We start from the raw sequence: 18193 nt of genomic DNA on the forward strand, positions 1-18193 counted from the left end.
AAGCTGGTACTTTCGGATGATGGCGTCGGCGAGGATAACACATGCCCAGCGGCTTCATGCCCGGCAGCGCTGCCGCGCCAGCGGCGGCGACCGCCGACGACCGGCGCGCCCTGCGCCGCACCCTGTTGGCGCGCCGCCGCGCGCTGCCGGCAGGCGAGTGGGCGGCATACTCGCAGCGGATCCGTGCCCTGCTGCGGGAAGCGCTGCCCCGACTCGCCACCATGCGCGTCGGCTTCTGCTGGCCGCGCGACAACGAAGCGGATCTGCGTCCGCTGATCGCAGACTGGCATCGCCAGGGCGAACCAGGTTTCATGGCACTCCTGCCGGTCGTCCTCGCCGCCGACAGCAGCCTCGCCTTTCGCGCCTGGTCACCGACCGTAGCAATGACCACCGACCGCTACGGTATCCCGGTGCCGGCGAGCGGCGAGCCGGTGCTGCCGGAGGCGCTGCTGATCCCGCTCGTCGGCTTCGATGCCGCCGGTTTCCGCCTCGGCTACGGCGGTGGCTACTTCGATCGCACGCTGGCCAGCCTGCGCCCGCGGCCACTGGCGATCGGTGTCGGATTCGAGCTGTCGCGACTCGACTGGCTGCATCGCCAGCTGCACGACCAGCCGCTCGACCTGATCGTCACCGAACGCGGCCTCCATCGCTGCACGGCCACGCCAGCCGGCAACCCCGCCGCCATGAAGCCGTGACCCGGAGTTGGCTGGCGCGCGGCCGAGCCTCACCGCACCAGCGTCGTCACCTCCTCCCGCAGGTCACAGTAGTCGTCCTCGGACAGACCGAGATGGACGAGCACACGATCTGCCATCAGCTGCCAGCCGGCATTGGCGCGCATGCGGACATACTCGTCGTCCAGGTGCTCGGCGAGCGCGTTGATCGCGATCAGCGTCAGGGCCATGGGGTTGGGGAGATCCCTGGTGTCGAAGATGGACGGGTCATGGTGATGGCGGATTCCCTCGCAGATCACCTCCGGGAGAAGCCAGCTGCGCGCCACCAGGTAACCCAGCGTCGCATGGTCGGTGGCATGCCGTTCCTCCTCGATCACCGTCATCGGACGATCAACCGTGTTGTCGGCCAAGGCGAGGGTCTGCCGATAGTCGGGGAACTTCTGCAGCAGCATCGGGATGCCGATATCACGGAACAGGCCGAAGCAGTAGGCTTCATCGCGCGGTCCCCTCGGCAGGGTTGACGCGACATAACCGGAGATGCAGGCCACCTTTTCGGCGGTGTCCCAGAAGCGCTCGAACGACGACTGCCTGCCACCCATGGTCATGCGCAGCACGAGTCCACTGACGATGCGCGCGGTCATCCTCAGGCCGAGCATGCTGACCGCCTGCGCCACCGAGCTGATCCTGCGCGACAGACCAAAGAACGGCGAATTCACCGTCTTCAGCATGGCGGCAGACAGAACCACATCGCTGCTGATCAGGCGAACGACGATCCGGGGATCCGGATCATCCTTGGCCATTTCACTGTCGAGCCGCACCAGTATCTGTGGTCGCGCGGGGATATTGATCCCCTGCAGCGTTTTCTGGATCAGTTCCGGTGCCAACTCCTTTGCCATCACTCCCTCCCGTCTCCCACGAACGCTGCCCAAAACTGGAATCCTGCGGCAGGACAGGCGCGCTCGCTGAAGCTTGCCGCATCTGCCTTGCCGGCCGATCACCCGGTCGCCGCGTCGTCATTGTAATGGTCCTCGCGGCCCGCTCGTTGGAATGGTTGCGAAAGCGGGCGGGGATGGACTCTCGGCGGGCCTGCCACGACCGGCCGCGCGCGCGTGCAAGGCCACGCGGGCGAGGGTGCGGCCGCTATAATCACGCCCACCCGTCGCGTCCGGAACGATCGATGTCCGACCTGCTTGCCCACCTCAATGCGCCACAACTGGCCGCCGTCACACTGCCGCCGCAGCATGCGCTGATCCTTGCCGGCGCCGGCAGCGGCAAGACGCGCGTGCTGACGACGCGCATCGCCTGGCTGATCTCGACCGGCCAGGTCGGCCCAGCCGGAATCCTCGCCGTCACCTTCACCAACAAGGCAGCGAAGGAGATGCTGACCCGCCTCGCGGCGATGCTGCCGATCAACACGCGCGGCATGTGGATCGGCACCTTCCACGGGCTGTGCAATCGCCTGCTGCGGGCACATCATCGCGAAGCCGGACTGCCGGCGCAATTCCAGATCCTCGATGCCGCCGACCAGCTGGCAGCGATCAAGCGCCTGCTCAAGGCGCTCGCGGTCGATGACCAGAAGTACCCGCCGCGCGAACTGATGCACTTCATCAACGCGCACAAGGAACAGGGAGTCCGCGCGGCGCAGGCGGAAGCCTACGACCGGTACACCAGCCGCCGCATCGAATGGTACGTCGAGTATGAAAGGCAGTGCCAGCGGGAAGGCGTCGTCGACTTCGCCGAACTCCTGCTGCGCTCGTACGAGCTGCTGCAGCGCAACGAGCCACTCCGGCAGCACTACCGGGCACGCTTCCGGCACATCCTGGTCGACGAATTCCAGGATACCAACCGCTTGCAGTACGCCTGGCTGAAACTGCTCGCCGGACACGGCAGCACCGATCCGCAGGCAGCCGCCGCCTGCCTCTTCGCAGTCGGCGACGACGACCAGTCGATCTATGCCTTCCGCGGCGCCGAGATCGGCAACATGCGGGACCTGCAGCGCGAATTTGGGCTGGCCAGCGTGATTCGCCTCGAACAGAACTATCGTTCGCAAGGCAACATCCTGGACGCCGCCAATGCGCTGATCAGGCAGAATCGCGGCCGCCTCGGCAAGAATCTGTGGACGGACGCCGGCGCCGGCGAACCGATACGGGTCTACGCGGCCTTTTCCGACACCGACGAAGCGCGCCGGATCGTCGACGAGATCGTCGAACTGGTGCGCGATGGCGTCTCCCGGCAGCAGATTGCCCTCCTCTACCGCGCGAACGCGCAGTCGCGCGTTCTCGAGCACCAGCTGTTCACCGCCGGCGTCCCCTATCGGGTGCACGGCGGGCTGCGCTTCTTCGACCGCCAGGAGATCCGGCATGCGCTCGCCTACCTGCGCCTGATCGTGAATCCCGATGACGACACGGCCTTCGCCCGCGTCGTCAATTTCCCGACCCGGGGAATCGGCACGCGCAGCACCGAGGCGCTGCAGGAAGCGGCCCACGCCACCCAGTCCAGCCTGTACCAGGCTGCCGCGAGTCTGTCCGGCAAGAGCGGCAGCACGATCGCCCGCTTCGTCCGGCTGATCGAGGAACTGCGCGGCGAAACCGCCACGCTGCCGCTGCCCGAGCTGATCGAACACGTCATCGATCACAGCGGCCTGCGCCAGCACTATCTCGGCGAGCGGGATGGCCAGGACCGGTTGGAAAACCTCGACGAACTGGTCAACGCGGCGACCGTCTTCGTCAGCGATACTGCCACGGCGACCGACGAGAACGAGCGCAGCGATGACGGCGGGCTCTCGTCCTTTCTCGCGCACGCGTCGCTCGAAGCCGGCGAACACCAGGCCGGCGACGACCAGGAAGCCGTGCAACTGATGACCGTGCACTCGGCGAAGGGGCTCGAGTTCGACGTCGTCTTCATCACCGGCCTCGAGCAGGGCCTCTTCCCGCACGAGAACGCCACGCAGGAGCGCGACGGCATCGAGGAGGAGCGTCGGCTGATGTACGTCGCCGTCACCCGTGCGCGCCGCAGGCTCTACCTGACGCATGCCGAGACCCGCCTGCTGCATGGCCAGATGCGCTATTGCCTGCCGTCGCTATTCCTCGATGAACTCCCGGCTGAACTCCTGCAGCGCAGCAGTCGTGCGAGCGGCACCCCGCGCGCGACCAGCACGCCGGGCGGGAAGCAGCAGGCGGCAGGCGACAGCGGCCTGCGCATCGGCCAGAGCGTGCGCCACGCCCGTTTCGGTGTCGGCGTGATCGTCGCCAGCGAAGGCGCCGGCGAGCAGGCACGGGTGCAGATCAACTTCGGCAGCGGCGGCATGAAGTGGCTCGCCCTCAGCCTCGCCCGCCTGACTCCCGCCTGACTCCTCCGGCAGGCGCGTGCGACAGGCTTCGCCGGCAGTCCGGGATGCCGCACGCGAAGCAGCAGACGGCGCGCCGCGCCGCGACCGCTTTACCCCCGATCCTGTGGACAAGCCTGTGCACCACCGCCTGGGAAACGCTGCAAGTGGCAATGCAGAAAGGAGTTTCAGTGCTTGCCTAAGAAGCGGGCAGCGCACTAGACTGTCGCGTTCGCCACGCCGAGGAGACTTTCATGCCATTCGCCATTCGCATCCATCGCACCGGGGGCCCCGAAGTCATGTCCTGGGAGGAGGTCACGGTCGGCGATCCGCAAGCCGCTGAAGTACGTGTCCGCCAGCGGGCGGTCGGCCTCAACTACATCGACATCTATCACCGCAGCGGCCTCTACCCCCTGCAACTGCCGAACGGTCTCGGCCTCGAGGCAGCCGGCGTCGTCGAAGCGGTCGGCAGCGAGGTCAGCGACTTCTCGCCCGGCGATCGCGTCGCTTACGCCGGTGGCCCGGTCGGCGCCTACAGCCAGGTCCGCTGCCTGCCCGCCGACCGCCTGCTCAGGCTGCCGGAGACGATCGACTTCATGCCGGCAGCGGCGATGATGCTGCAGGGGCTGACCAGCGCCTACCTGCTGCGCCGCACCTATCGCGTGCAGGCCGGTGATGCCGTACTCATCCATGCCGCAGCCGGCGGCGTCGGCCTGCTTGCCTGCCAATGGGCCAAGTTCCTCGGCGCCACCGTCATCGGCACCGTCTCGACCGAAGCCAAGGCCGCGATCGCTGCCGCCCATGGCTGCGATCACGTGATCGACTACACGCGCGAGGACTTCCCGCGCCGGGTGCGCGAGATCACCGCCGGCGAGGGAGTCGCAGTGGTGTACGACGGCGTCGGCAAGGACACCTTCGCCGGCTCGCTCGACTGCCTGCGAACCTGCGGCATGATGGTCAGCTTCGGCAATGCATCCGGCCCGGTGCCGGCGTTCGACCCGCTGCTGCTGTCACAGAAGGGCTCACTGTTCCTCACCCGACCGACCCTGATGCATTACACGGCGCGGCGCGAAGACCTGCTGGCCCTGGGCGCCGAGCTCTTCGCGGTCGTCGCCGCCGGCAAGCTCAAGGTGGAAATCAACCAGACCTACCCGCTCGCCGACGTCGTCAGCGCCCACCGCGACCTCGAAGCGCGCAGGCACACGGGCTCGACCGTCCTCCTGCCCTGATGGAGCGACTGCGCGCACGCCTGGTCGCGCTGCGCTTCGTGCTGGCGACGGCCTGGCCGATCATCCTGATCACCGCCATCGGCCTGGTCGTCGCCTACCAGTTCGTCGCCCCGGAACCGCCGCGGCGGATCACGATCAGCACCGGCAGTGAAGCCGGCGCCTACCATGCCTATGCCCAGCGCTACGCCGCCATTCTGGCCAGCAAGGGGATCACCCTCGACATCAGGACCTCGGCCGGTTCCCACGAGAACATCCGGCGCCTGGAGAACGGCGAAGCCGAGGTCGCCTTCGTCCAGGGCGGCGTGGTCGCCAGGCCGACCGGCGAAGACGAGGACGAACCGGGGCCGCTGCGCTCGCTGGGCAGCGTCGCGTACGAACCAGTGTGGGTGTTCTACCGTGGCGAGCCACGCGTGAGCAAGCTCCATCAACTCGACGGCCGCCGCATCGCCGTCGGCGAGGATGGCAGCGGCATCCGCGGGCTCGCACTGCAACTGCTCACCGCCAACGAAATCAAGAGCGACAGCCCCAACCTGCTGCCGCTGGCCGGGCTGGGCGCAGCCGAGGCCCTGCAGCGCGGGGAGATCGATGCCGCCTTCATCGTCGCCGCCCAGGAGGCGCCCGTCGTACAAGTGATGCTGCGTTCGCCGGGTCTGCGCGTCGTCAGCTTCAGCCAGGCCGATGCCTACCTGCGGCTGTTTCCCTTCCTGTCGAAGGTCATCCTGCCGCACGGTGTCGTCAGCCTCGTCCGCGACCTGCCGCCGCGCGACACGCTCCTGCTGGCGACCACCGCCAACGTCATCGTCCGCGAGGACCTGCACCCGGCGCTGGCCAGCCTGCTGCTGCAGGCGATGACCGAGGTCAACGGCAAGAGCGGCTTCTTCCAGCGGGCCGGCGAATTTCCCGCCTACCGCGATCGCAGCTTCGCACTGTCGCCCGAAGCCGAACGCTTCTACAAGTCTGGACCACCGTTCCTGCAGCGCTACCTGCCCTTCTGGGTGGCGGTGCTGGTCGAGCGCCTGTTCGTCATGATCCTGCCGTTGGCCATGCTGCTGCTGCCACTGCTCAAGTTCGCGCCGTCGATCTACAGCTGGCGCGTCCGTTCGAAGATCGTCCGCTGTTACGGCGACCTCAAGTTGCTCGAGAACGAGCTGCGCCGGAATGACGACCCGGCGCGACACGTCGAGTACGCGCACCAGTTGCAAACGATCGAGGAGACGGCGAGCAGACTCAAGATTCCGCTCGCCTTCAGCGATCTGCTTTACACTTTGCGCGAGCACATCAACCTGGTGCGCAACGAGCTTGGCAAGCTCGCCGCCAGGAACCACAAGAACGAGAACGGAGACGACAAGCGATGAAATCCTTTCTGATTGCCAATCCAAAGGGGGGTTCGGGCAAATCGACGCTGGCGATCAATCTTGCCGGCCATCTCGCACGCAGGGGTCATCGCGTGATGCTCGGCGACGTCGATCGCCAGCAGTCGTCGCGCGAGTGGCTGCAACTGCGACCATCGCTGCTGCCCAGCATTCGCAGTTGGGAGATCGAGCCCGGCAAGACGGCCAAGCCGCCGAAAGGAACGACGCACGTCATTCTCGACACGCCCGCCGGTCTCCACGGCAAGGCACTCGACACGGTCATCAAGCAGGTCAACAGGGTTCTGGTGCCGGTACAGCCTTCGCTCTTCGACATCCTCGCCACCCGCCACTTTCTCGACGTGCTGCTGGCGGAAAAGGCGGTGCGCAACGAACAGGCCTTCGTTGCCGTGGTCGGCATGCGCGTCGATCCACGCACCCGTGCCGCCGCCGAGCTCGAACGCTTTCTCGCCCGCTACGATCTGCCGGTGCTGACCCATCTGCGCACGACGCAGCTCTACGTCCAGACGACGATGCACGGCATGACCATGTTCGACCTGTCGGCATCACGCGCGGCAAAGGACCTCGAGCAGTGGCAGCCGATCATCGACTGGGTCGATAATAGCTGAGGCCCGGCCCCGGATCGCTCCGGGGCCGCGGCCGGCCGCGCGCCGGGAGACGATGGCCACCCCGCAGTTGGTCGCAGCCCCCAGCGCAGGGCGTCTTCTGCCGAGCGCCCGGGGTAGAATGCGCCCATGTCCGAGACGCCGTACATCCACCTTCGCCTGCACAGCGAATACTCGATCACCGACGGCATCGTCCGCCTGGACGCAGCCGTCGCCCGCGCCGCCGCCTGCGGCATGCCGGCCCTGGCACTGACCGACCTGGCCAACGTCTTTGCCCTCGTCAAGTTCCACTCGGCCGCACGCAGCAAGGGGATCAAGCCGCTGTTCGGCTGCGACCTGTTCATTGCCAACGAAACCGATGCCGATCGGCCGCATCGCCTGCTCGTGCTCTGCCGCTCGCCGCGTGGCTACCAGCAACTCTGCGAGTTGCTGTCGCGCGCCTACCTGACACCGCGCGTCCGCGGCCGGGCCGAGGTCAGCCGCCGGATGCTGCGCGAGGTCGGCGTCGACGGACTGATCGCGCTCTCCGGCGCCGCCAGCGGCGATGTCGGCGAAGCCCTCCTGCAAGGCAACCTCGACCAGGCGGCGCAGCGCGCCCGGCAGTGGCACGAGCTGTTCGGCGACGCCTTCTACCTCGAAGTGCAGCGCCCCGGGATGCCGCAGGCGGAGTCGCTGGTTGCGGCAACCGCCGACCTCGCGGCGGAACTCGGGCTGCCGCTGGTCGCCACCCACCCGATCCAGTTTCTCGAACGCGAGGACTTCAACGCGCACGAGGCGCGCGTCTGCATCGCCGAAGGCTACATGCTCGGTGACGCACGCCGCCCGCGCCCGTACAGCGAGGAACAGTATTTCAAGAGCAGCGAGGAGATGGTCGAACTGTTTGCCGACCACCCCGCGGCGCTCGCCAACTCGGTCGAGATCGCCAAGCGCTGCAACCTGCAGCTCACCCTCGGCAAGAGCTACCTGCCGGATTTCCCGACGCCTCCGGGCACGACACTCGCCGACTACCTGCGCCGGGAGGCCGAGGCCGGGCTCGAGCGGCGCTTGCAGCAACTGTTCCCCAACAGCGCGGCGCGCCAGGCGGAACGCCCGCAGTACGACGCCCGCCTGCAGCTCGAGACCGACACCATCGTCCAGATGGGATTCCCGGGCTACTTCCTGATCGTTGCCGACTTCATCAACTGGGCAAAGCGCAACGGTTGTCCGGTCGGTCCGGGACGCGGCTCGGGCGCCGGCTCGGTGGTTGCCTACGCACTCGGCATCACCGACCTCGATCCGCTGCGCTACGCGCTGCTCTTCGAGCGCTTCCTCAACCCCGAGCGGGTGTCGATGCCCGACTTCGACATCGATTTCTGCCAGGACAACCGCTGGCGCGTCATCGAGTACGTCCGCCAGAAGTACGGCAGCGCGGCGGTGGCGCAGATAGTGACCTTCGGCACCATGTCGTCGAAGGCGGTGATTCGCGACGTCGGCCGCGTACTCGACCTGCCGTACAACTTCTGTGATCAGTTGTCGAAGCTGATCCCGGTCGAAACCAACAGGCCGCTCTCGCTGGCCAAGGCGATCGCCGCCGAGCCGCAATTGCAGGCCCGGCTCGACAGCGAGGAAGAAGTCCGGCAGCTCTTCGACCTCGCCGGCCGCCTCGAGGACCTGACGCGCAATGTCGGCATGCACGCCGGTGGCGTCCTCATCGCCCCCGGCAAGCTGAGCGACTTCTGTCCGGTGTACTCGGCCGATGGCGGCGGTTCGGTGGTGTCGCAGTTCGACAAGGACGATGTCGAGAAGATCGGGCTGGTCAAGTTCGACTTCCTCGGGCTGCGCAACCTGACGATCATCGAGCTGGCGTTGCAGTACGTCGAAAGACTGAGTGGCGAACGCCCCGACCTCGCGACGCTGGCCTTCGACGACCCGAAGGCCTACCAGGTTCTCAAGGACGGCAACACGACGGCGATCTTCCAGGTCGAATCCGATGGCATGAAGAAGCTCGTCCGCAAGCTGGCGCCGGATCGCTTCGAGGACATCATCGCCGTCCTCGCGCTCTATCGCCCCGGCCCGCTCGGCTCCGGCATGGTCGACGACTTCATCCTGCGCAAGAAGGGGCAGCAGAGGATCGATTACTACATCGACGACCTCAAGGCCTGTCTCGAACCGACCTACGGCGTCATCGTCTATCAGGAACAGGTGATGCAGATCGCGCAGATCATCGGCGGCTACACGCTCGGCGCCGCCGACCTGCTGCGCCGGGCGATGGGCAAGAAGAAGGCCGAGGAGATGGCGCTGCACCGTGACCTGATGCGCGAAGGCGCGCGCAGGAAGGGCTACGACGAGAAGCTCGCGATGCAGCTCTTCGACCTGATGGAGAAGTTCGCCGAGTACGGCTTCAACAAGTCGCACACCGCCGCCTATGCCGTCGTCACCTACCACACCGCCTGGCTCAAGGCGCACCACTGCGCCGCCTTCATGGCGGCGACGCTGTCGTCCGAAATGGACCTCACCGATACCGTCAAGACCTTCCACGATGACGCGATCGCCAACGGACTGACGATCCTCGGCCCGGACGTCAACGCATCCGAACACCGCTTCACCCCGGTCGATCGCCAGACCGTCCGCTACGGCCTCGGCGCCGTCAAGGGCACCGGCGAACAGGCGGTGACGGCGATCATCCGCGCCCGCACCGCCAACGGCCCATTCAAGGATCTCTTCGACTTCTGCCAACGCGTCGACAAGCGACTGGTCAACCGCCGGACGATCGAAGCGCTGGTCCGCGCCGGCGCCTTCGACGCCCTCGACAGCCATCGCGCGCGCCTGCTCGCCTCGGTCGGCATCGCCATCGACGCCGCCGAGCAGGCCGAACGCAACGCCATGCAGGTCAGCCTCTTCGACCTCCTCGACAACGCCGGCGACGCGGCCGGCGAGCAAGGGCCGCCGTACGTCGAGGCGCCACGCTGGGACGAACGCCAGCAGCTCAACGAGGAGAAGCTGGCGCTCGGCTTCTACTTTTCCGGCCACCCCTTCCGCGCCGTGCAGGGCGAGATCGCGCACTTCGTCCGCCGGCCGCTGACGGCGCTCGAGGCGCGCAAGGAAAGCCAGCTCCTCGCCGGACTGGTCGTCGCCGTGCGCAGCAAGATCACGGCGCGCGGCAAGATGGCGTTCATCCAGCTCGACGACGGCAGCGCCTCGCTCGAGGTGTCGGTGTTCAGCGAGTTGCTGGACAGCGGACGCGCCAAGATCCGGGAGGACGAGGTGCTCGTCGTCGAGGGGCGGATCCAGCGCGACGACTTCGCCGGCGAGGGGCGCGTGAAGGTCGTCGCCGAGCGCCTGCTGACGCTTGCCGAAGCGCGTGGCCGCTTCGCTCGCCAACTGCACCTGTCGCTCAATGGCCACGCCGGCGGCAGCAACGCGCGCCAGGCCGTGCAGCGTCTGCGCAGCCTGCTGGCGCCCTATACCCCCGGCGAGTGCCCGATCCGCCTGAGCTACCACAATGCCGAGGCACGCTGCGAGTTGGTCCTCGGCGACAGCAGCCGGGTGCGGCTCGAAGACGGCCTGTTGCAAGCATTGCGCGACTGGCTGAGCAGCGACAACGTGCGCGTGGACTACGCCTGAGACGACCGGCCGCGGCCGGCCGGGAGAACGCCGGTGAGCAGCAGCCGCAGGCCGCCGCACGGGAACGTCACCCTCGCCACACTGACCGTACTACTCCTCGCGTGCGGGCCGAAAGTCAGCCTGGACCAGTTCAATCGCCTGCGCATCGGCCAGTCCTACGAGGAGGTCCGGGAGATCGTCGGTGATCCGGCCAGCTGTGACGAAATGCTCGGTCTGCGCCACTGCGTCTGGGGCAACCCGGAGCGCGGCATCCGCGTCGGCTTCCTGGGCGGCAAGGCAGTCCTGCTCTCGGCACACAACCTGCAGTGAACGCTTGCCGCGGGCCGCGGCCGCCGGTCGCTGCCGGTTGGCTCACCGATTGAACATCCGGAGCCCAGCGCGCCCCCTTGCCGGCAGCGCTCTGGCCTCACCCGAGCAGCGGCAACCTCGGCAGTATGGGAGCGGAACCTTCCGGCGCACTGCTGCCCGCGCGACGTCTTCTCCAGCGCCGCCGTTTCCTCTGCGTGACGGCTTCGTCCAAGCCGCTGGACGTGCTGCGCCGCGGTCCATATGCTGTCGCCACCCGGGTCGCGCCAGACGACACTGGCGCACGCGCCGACGGTGCTGACTGGCGATGCGACGGCCACCGCAGACGGCGACGATCGAAGGCCAGATCGGCATAGGGGCGGTCAGATTACCTGACCGTTCCCCTGCCACACCACCCGGCATGCGGGTCCGCACCGGGCGGTTCAAGTAGTTGAGGTTATGAGAGACGCGGCACGCCGAGTCGGTCGAAGTAAGCGATCGGCATCACACGATTCAGCGCGAAGCAGCTGTTACGCCACCATCGACGGCTGTTTGCGGCGATCCGATGGGCATCCGGCTTAGAAGCACCCAACGCCAGCAATTCCCGATACATCGTCGTACCCCGACGCCAGTGCTTGAGTTGCAGAGCACGCAACCGGTGACGCAACCACTCGTCGAGTTCGCGGAACACTTTCGGCGTCTGCGCAAGCTGAAAGTATCCCTTCCAGCCCGGCATGTAAGTCCGGAGCCGTTCCACTACCTCCGGCAGGCTACGCCCGCCCGAGCGACGCGTCAGTTGTCGGATGCGTTGCTTGTAGGTTTCTTTTGCCTTGTCGGCAACCCGGCATTTCACTTGGCCACCTGGACCATACCAGAAGCTAAAGCTCAGAAACTTGCGACCAGATGCCGGTGCAACCGCCGTCTTGGCTTCATTCACCTTCAGGTGAAGTTGCTCATAGAGTCGGCGCAGCCCATTGAGTACCCGCTCACCGGCCTGCCGACTGCGCACATATACATTGCAGTCGTCGGCATAGCGAACGAAACGATGACCACGCGTTTCCAGCGCACGATCCACCTCGTCGAGCAGCACATTGGCCAGCAGCGGCGACAGCGGGCCGCCTTGCGGCGTCCCCTCGTACCGCTGCATGACCACGCCGCCATCCATGATGCCGGCCACAAGGTAACGACGAATCAGCCGCAGCACGGCCTTGTCGTCGATTCGCCTCGATAACCGTTCCATCAGAATGTCGTGATTGACCCGGTCGAAGAACTTCTCCAAATCGACATCGACCACCATCCGGTAACCGTCCTGCACGTAGCGCCGCGCCGTGAGCACGGCGTCGTGCGCACGGCGTCCCGGTCGGAAGCCGAAGCTGTATTCGGAGAACGTCGGATCAATCATCGGCTGCAAGACCTGCAGCAGGGCTTGCTGGATCAGCCGATCCGTCACCGTCGGAATCCCCAATTCCCGCATCCCGCCACCGGTCTTCGGAATCTGTACGCGCCGCACCGGCTCAGGCCGGTAACTGCCGTTCAGTAATGCCTCCCGAATCCCCGGCCAGTGCGTTCTCAGGTACGCCGCCGTCTCGGCAATCGTCCGTCCATCCACCCCAGCACTGCCGCGATTGGCTTTGACGCGTTTCCACGCCATTACCATGTTCGCGCTCGCGAGCGCCTGCGTGAGCAGGTCATCTCGCCCTGAACCTTCGAGTCCCTGTCGCGCCGGCCGTGCTTCATCACGCAACGCTTCGGGCTTGGCTTCACCTCGCCCTCCCGCCTTGCGCCCCGGTTGCCCGAGCTTCTGATGCATTGCACTTCCAAGCAACATGGCCGTCGGCCCTCCTACTCGTTCGACCCTTCGCCCACTACCGGCGGCTACTATGGCCTCTGCTGACTTCTCGCTCCGGCTTGTCTCCGTCGGCCTTTCAGCCATGAGGCGAGAGCTCCCCAGGTAAGAACGCACTCCTTCCCTGCACAGCCGCCGAATCTACGCCACTTCGCCTTGATCACGAGAGCTTCGCGGTCTCTGGCCCGCTCGCCCTGCTCGGCAGCGCCTTCTATCCGGTTCTTGTTCATCGGCTCGCAGTTTCGCTCCACGCTTCCTTCCCACCATCGGTCGCCCTCAGGCAGTTGCGCTTCGCTTCGTTCGCTGTGATCAACTTACGGCGGGACTTGCACCCGCAAGAGTGCGCCCATGCTGGGCGCACAAAAAAAAACGGGGCGCCACGAGAGCGCCCCGAAGGGGGAGAGACCTGCAGGTATTCGGATCAGTAGTGGTAGGCGGATTCGCCATGCGACGTGATGTCGAGACCTTCGCGCTCTTCTTCTTCCGGTACGCGCAGACCGATCACCATGTCCACCAATTTGAACGCCACCAGCGAAACGACGCCGGACCAGACGATGACGGTGCCGACACCCCACAACTGGCTGATCAACTGGGCCGTCATGTCGTAGTCGCCAACCTTGTTCGCGACGTAGTCATAGACGCCGGTACCACCGAGCGACGGGTCGGCAAAGACGCCGGTCAGGATCGCGCCAAGGATACCGCCGACGCCATGGACACCGAAGACGTCGAGCGAATCATCGGCACCCAGCAGGCGCTTCAGTCCATTGACGCCCCAGAGGCAGATGACGCCGGCGAGAAGGCCGATGCAGATGGCACCCATTACGCCGACGAATCCTGCCGCCGGGGTGATCGCGACCAGACCGGCAACCGCACCCGAAGCGGCACCGAGCATTGACGGCTTGCCCTTCAGCATCCATTCCGCCAGCATCCAGGACATTGCCGCACAGGCGGTTGCGACCCAGGTATTGACCATCGCCAGAGCAGCACCACCGCTCGCCTCGAGCGCAGAGCCGGCGTTGAAGCCGAACCAGCCGAACCAGAGCAGCGAGGCGCCGATCATCGTGAAGGTCAGGCTGTGCGGCGCCATCGACTCACGACCGTAGCCGATCCGCTTGCCGATGACGATGGCGCCGATGAGACCGGCGATCGCCGCGTTGATGTGGACGACCGTACCACCGGCGAAGTCGAGCGCACCCTTCTGGAAGAGGAACCCGGCAGTCTTCGTGGCGGCCTCGCCGGCTGCGGCGTCGACATAGACGTCCGGACCGGCCCAGTACCAGACCATGTGCGCCATCGGCACGTAGGAAAGCGAGAACCAAAGCACCATGAATACCAGGATGGCGGCGAACTTCGCCCGCTCAGCGAAGGCACCGACGATCAGGCCGCAGGTGATCGCCGCGAAGGCGCCCTGAAAGACGACGTAAGCGAGTTCGGAGATCACCACGCCCTTGGAGAAGGTCGCGGCGACCGAGTCGACGGTGACGCCCTTCAGGAACAGCTTGTCGAACACGCCGAAGAACCCGCCACCCTCGGTGAACGCCAGCGAATAGCCGTAGACGACCCACAGCACGCTGATCAGCGAGAAGGTGACGAAGACCTGCATCAGCACCGACAGCATGTTCTTGCTGCGCACGAGGCCGCCGTAGAACAGCGCCAGACCGGGGATGGACATCAGGATGACGAGCGCCGCACTGGTCATCACCCAGGCGTTGTCGCCCTTGTTGGCAACGGGTGCCGGAGTCGCGGCTGCGGCACCGGCTTCGTTGGCGGCCGCGGCCTCGGGCGTCGCAGCGGTCGTCGAAGTTGCCGCGGGCGCTGCGGCCGGCTTGTCTTCAGCCCACGCGGGGGTAGCGACAGCGACCACTCCGAGCAGGGCCAGAACTGCAAATAAGCGCTTCATGATCTACTCCTTACAGGGCATCCTCACCGGTTTCGCCGGTGCGGATGCGAATGACGTCCTCGATTGCCGAGATGAAAATCTTGCCGTCGCCGATCTTGCCGGTACTGGCCGACTTCTCGATCGCCTCGATCACCTGCTCGAGGAGTGCGTCGCTGATCGCCGCTTCGACCTTCACCTTGGGCAGGAAGTCCACGACGTACTCGGCACCGCGATACAGTTCGGTGTGCCCCTTCTGGCGCCCGAAGCCCTTGACCTCGGTGACGGTGATTCCCTGTACGCCGATCGCCGACAGCGCTTCTCGTACTTCGTCAAGCTTGAACGGCTTGATGATGGCAGTTACCAGTTTCATGTTGCTCTCCAGGTTCGGGGAGGTCCTGTGGCCCCCAATGAATCGTTGACGGTAAGATCGGCTAGAAGCTGCGGCTGACGGAGACGACAGCGATGCCACGACCAGCATCCTTGGTGCGGGAGCCCACATCAAGCACGCCGCCGTCGTCGGACATCGAGTTGGTGAAGCAATACGGCTGGTAACTCGAGGCTCCCGAACAATCACCCGCTGCATTGGTGCCGATGTAGGACAGGGCCAACAGCCAGCCATTGAGATCCTTGGTCACACCGAGCTTCCAATCCGTGTAGTTGCCGTTATGGACGTTCTTCAGGTTCAGCCTGCCGACATGGCCGTTGACTCCCCAGCCGTCCCCAAGGTCATAGTTTGCAGAGAGGTCGAAGTACTGGCTGCCGTGCGTGTTCTTGCCGGTCGCCGCACCGGCCTGGTCGACTCCGCGCAGCGAGAAGTAATCGTCGATTGAGTAGAAGTACTTCAGCGAAACGAACTTCCACGAAACGCCAAGGTACAGTTCCTTGTTGTTCACCGCTCCGGAACTGGCGCCCGTACCGAGAACCCTCGCTTCCGAACCCGGATAGTAGTAGTAGATCGCGCCCAGATCGATGCCGAAGTCGCCGACGGATGTCTTGTAGCCGCCGTAGAAGTCCATTTCCAGGTTGCCATCAGGGAAACCGGCGCCAGAGTTCACGTTCGAGTTCCAGTTGCCGAGATAGAAACCACTGGCATGCGCGTAGTCGAAACCACCCTGCACGGCAGGTTTGCCGAACGTCTGGTCGATACCACGGAACCGGTAACTACTGAACAACCCCAGGTTGCCGCTGAAACTATGCGGACTGCTGGCAGCCACGGGGGCTGCGTCCGCCTGTCCCGGGTCCGGCGTCTGTGCCATCACGGACGCCGACACAGTGGCTGCGAGTAGCGAGAATGAAAGACTTGTCTTCATGGTCAGAACCTCGAAAAATCATCCCGGAAGTCTCAAAGCAGAAACCGTGCCAGAATAAATTCCGTTGAAGTTTCCGTTGCTTGCAGTCATGCCGCGGGACCGGGCGCGGATCTGGCGCACTGCCCTAGGACAGTTTGTCGCCATGGGGCACCATCGTGGTGCATGTCCTGGAATCCAGCGTCCCCGTGTTACACTCGGCTCACCCTGTCACTCCTTGCTCCAATGGTGAATACCATGCTCGACCCCAGGATCCTCGAAGAAGTCGGCCAACGCCTTGGCAGCATCATCGCCGCCAGCCCGGCGGCCGACATCGAACGGAACGCGCGCGCGCTCCTCGCCAGCGTCTTCGCCAAGCTCGACCTGGTCAGTCGCGAGGAGTTCGACATCCAGGCGCAGGTGCTGCAACGCACGCGCGAGAAACTGAAGGCGCTCGAGGCACGCATCGAGCGCCTGGAGAATCCGCCCGCCCAGCCCGACTGAGAACCGCGCGGCGACGTGCCGGCGCGTCGTGCGACGCTGCAGCGCGTCCGTCGTCGGGCCAGCGCCACGCCAGCCAGTGTCTCTCGCCATCGTCCACAGCCGCGGTCTCGACGGCCTGGCCGCACCGCAGGTTGCGGTCGAGGTGCATCTGGCCAGCGGCCTGCCCAACCTGACGCTCGTCGGGCTGCCGGACACCGAAGTCAAGGAGGCACGCGACCGGGTGCGTGCGGCGCTGCAGAACTCGGGTTTCGAGTTCCCGCGCAAACGCATCACCGTCAACCTCGCGCCGGCCGACCTGCCGAAGGAATCCGGCCGCTTCGACCTGCCGATCGCGCTCGGCATCCTCGCCGCATCCGGCCAGCTCCCGTCGCGGCTGCTGGCGCAGCACGAGTTCGCCGGCGAGCTCTCGCTTTCGGGCGAACTGCGGCCGGTGCGCGGCGCGCTGGCGATGGTCCTGGCGATGGGCGACAACAACCGCAGCTTCGTGCTGCCGGCGAGCAGCGCCCGTGAGGCGGCGCTGGCGGGCCGGATACCGATCCTGGCGGCAGCCAGCCTGCTCGAGGTCTGCGCCCACCTGACCGGGCAGGCGGCCCTGTCGGCCTGTGCGGCGACCGTCGACGGCGGCGACGGCGACGACGGGTACCCTGACCTCGCCGACGTGCGCGGCCAGACGCAAGCCAAACGCGGACTGGAGATCGCCGCCGCCGGCGGACATTCGATCCTCTTCGCCGGCCCGCCGGGAAGCGGGAAATCGATGCTCGCCAGCCGTCTGCCCGGCCTGCTGCCGCCGATGACCCTGCCGGCGGCGCTCGAATCGGCCGCCGTGCTGTCGCTCGCGGGCCTCTTCCGGCCACAGCTCTTTCGCCACCACCCTTATCGCGCGCCGCACCACACTGCGTCGTCGGCAGCGCTGGTCGGCGGTGGCAGCGTGCCGCGTCCGGGCGAGATCTCGCTGGCGCACCAGGGCGTCCTCTTCCTCGACGAGCTGCCGGAGTTCGACCGGCGGGTTCTCGAAGCGCTGCGCGAGCCGCTCGATTCCGGACGCATCCACATCTCGCGCGCCGCGCGCCAGGCCGAGTTCCCGGCGCAGTTCCAGCTGGTCGCGGCAATGAATCCATGCCCCTGCGGTTACCACGGTGATGCGCGCGGCCGCTGCCGCTGCACGCCGGATCAGATCCTGCGTTACCGCAGCAAGCTCTCCGGTCCGCTGCTCGACCGCATCGACCTGCAGGTCGAGGTGCCGGCCGTAGCGGCCGAAGTCCTGCAGCAAGCGCGCGACGGTGAAGCTTCGGCTGCCGTGCGTGCACGGGTAACGGCAGCCCGCACGCGACAGATCGAGCGCCAAGGGAAACCGAATGCCCGCCTCAGCGAGCGCGAGATCGACCAGCATTGCCAGCCGCAGGCGGCCGCGGCAGCGCTGCTGAAGCAGGCGATCACTCGCTTCGAGCTCTCCGCACGGGCCTTTCACCGCCTGCTCAAGGTGGCGCGGACGATCGCCGATCTGGCAGGGCAGCACACGATCGAGCCCCGGCACGTCGCCGAAGCCGTGCAGTACCGTCGCTTTGCCAAGGACTGACGGGCGGGGATCGC

14 protein-coding genes are annotated in these 18193 nt (G+C 66.2%); 9 read left to right on the forward strand and 5 right to left on the reverse strand.

What is annotated here, in order from left to right:
- The first annotated feature begins 41 nt into the window (after positions 1-41).
- Entirely contained in the window at positions 42-695 is a 654-nt protein-coding gene (locus V5B60_RS02380) for a 5-formyltetrahydrofolate cyclo-ligase (RefSeq protein WP_332345431.1), read from the forward strand.
- Between the two features lie 29 nt (positions 696-724).
- Here V5B60_RS02380 and V5B60_RS02385 read toward each other — a convergent pair whose 3' ends face one another.
- The gene (locus tag V5B60_RS02385) at positions 725-1567 is read right to left on the reverse strand and encodes an HDOD domain-containing protein (RefSeq protein ID WP_332345432.1); all 843 of its coding nucleotides are present in this window, start codon (positions 1565-1567) and stop codon (positions 725-727) included.
- Positions 1568-1848: 281 nt separating this feature from the next.
- Here V5B60_RS02385 and V5B60_RS02390 point away from each other — a divergent pair, with 281 nt between their 5' ends.
- The 6 genes from V5B60_RS02390 (at position 1849) to V5B60_RS02415 (ending at position 11112) form a co-directional block, all read left to right on the forward strand.
- Positions 1849-4020: a UvrD-helicase domain-containing protein gene (locus tag V5B60_RS02390; RefSeq protein WP_332345433.1), complete on the forward strand. Its 2172-nt coding sequence runs from the start codon at positions 1849-1851 to the stop codon at positions 4018-4020.
- A 230-nt stretch (positions 4021-4250) separates the two neighbouring features.
- A complete protein-coding gene (locus tag V5B60_RS02395) occupies positions 4251-5225 on the forward strand; it encodes a quinone oxidoreductase family protein (protein ID WP_332345434.1) in 975 nt (324 codons plus the stop codon).
- Positions 5225-6580, forward strand: a complete 1356-nt coding sequence (locus V5B60_RS02400; protein ID WP_332345435.1) for a TAXI family TRAP transporter solute-binding subunit — start codon at positions 5225-5227, stop codon at positions 6578-6580. The genes V5B60_RS02395 and V5B60_RS02400 overlap by 1 nt, the downstream gene beginning before the upstream one ends.
- Positions 6577-7203, forward strand: a complete 627-nt coding sequence (locus V5B60_RS02405; RefSeq protein WP_332345436.1) for a ParA family protein — start codon at positions 6577-6579, stop codon at positions 7201-7203. The genes V5B60_RS02400 and V5B60_RS02405 overlap by 4 nt, the downstream gene beginning before the upstream one ends.
- A 126-nt stretch (positions 7204-7329) precedes the next feature.
- Positions 7330-10803 carry a DNA polymerase III subunit alpha gene (gene dnaE, locus V5B60_RS02410; RefSeq protein ID WP_332345437.1) on the forward strand — a complete coding sequence of 1158 codons (3474 nt, stop codon included), beginning with the start codon at positions 7330-7332 and terminating at the stop codon, positions 10801-10803.
- A gap of 33 nt (positions 10804-10836) precedes the next feature.
- Positions 10837-11112, forward strand: coding sequence for a hypothetical protein (locus V5B60_RS02415; protein ID WP_332345438.1), 276 nt, complete (start codon positions 10837-10839; stop codon positions 11110-11112).
- Between the two features lie 433 nt (positions 11113-11545).
- On the opposite strand, the gene ltrA is transcribed toward V5B60_RS02415, so the two are convergent.
- The 4 genes from ltrA to V5B60_RS02435 form a co-directional block, all read right to left on the reverse strand.
- Positions 11546-12916, reverse strand: coding sequence for a group II intron reverse transcriptase/maturase (gene ltrA / locus V5B60_RS02420; protein WP_332345439.1), 1371 nt, complete (start codon positions 12914-12916; stop codon positions 11546-11548).
- Between the two features lie 439 nt (positions 12917-13355).
- On the reverse strand, positions 13356-14834 hold the full coding sequence (locus tag V5B60_RS02425) for an ammonium transporter (RefSeq protein WP_332345441.1): 1479 nt from the start codon (positions 14832-14834) through the stop codon (positions 13356-13358).
- Positions 14835-14844: 10 nt separating this feature from the next.
- Positions 14845-15183 (reverse strand): P-II family nitrogen regulator, encoded by a 339-nt coding sequence (glnK, locus tag V5B60_RS02430; protein WP_287694948.1) that lies wholly within the window; start codon positions 15181-15183, stop codon positions 14845-14847.
- Positions 15184-15244: 61 nt separating this feature from the next.
- Positions 15245-16123 carry a TorF family putative porin gene (locus V5B60_RS02435; RefSeq protein WP_332345442.1) on the reverse strand — a complete coding sequence of 293 codons (879 nt, stop codon included), beginning with the start codon at positions 16121-16123 and terminating at the stop codon, positions 15245-15247.
- A 234-nt stretch (positions 16124-16357) separates the two neighbouring features.
- On the opposite strand from V5B60_RS02435, the gene V5B60_RS02440 reads away from it, so the two are divergent.
- Both V5B60_RS02440 and V5B60_RS02445 read left to right on the forward strand, forming a co-directional pair.
- The gene (locus V5B60_RS02440) at positions 16358-16603 is read left to right on the forward strand and encodes an accessory factor UbiK family protein (RefSeq protein WP_332345443.1); all 246 of its coding nucleotides are present in this window, start codon (positions 16358-16360) and stop codon (positions 16601-16603) included.
- Between the two features lie 76 nt (positions 16604-16679).
- Positions 16680-18179: a YifB family Mg chelatase-like AAA ATPase gene (locus tag V5B60_RS02445; protein WP_332345444.1), complete on the forward strand. Its 1500-nt coding sequence runs from the start codon at positions 16680-16682 to the stop codon at positions 18177-18179.
- The last annotated feature ends 14 nt before the right edge of the window (positions 18180-18193 follow it).

The sequence above is a fragment of the Accumulibacter sp. genome (assembly GCF_036625195.1).
GTDB lineage: Bacteria > Pseudomonadota > Gammaproteobacteria > Burkholderiales > Rhodocyclaceae > Accumulibacter.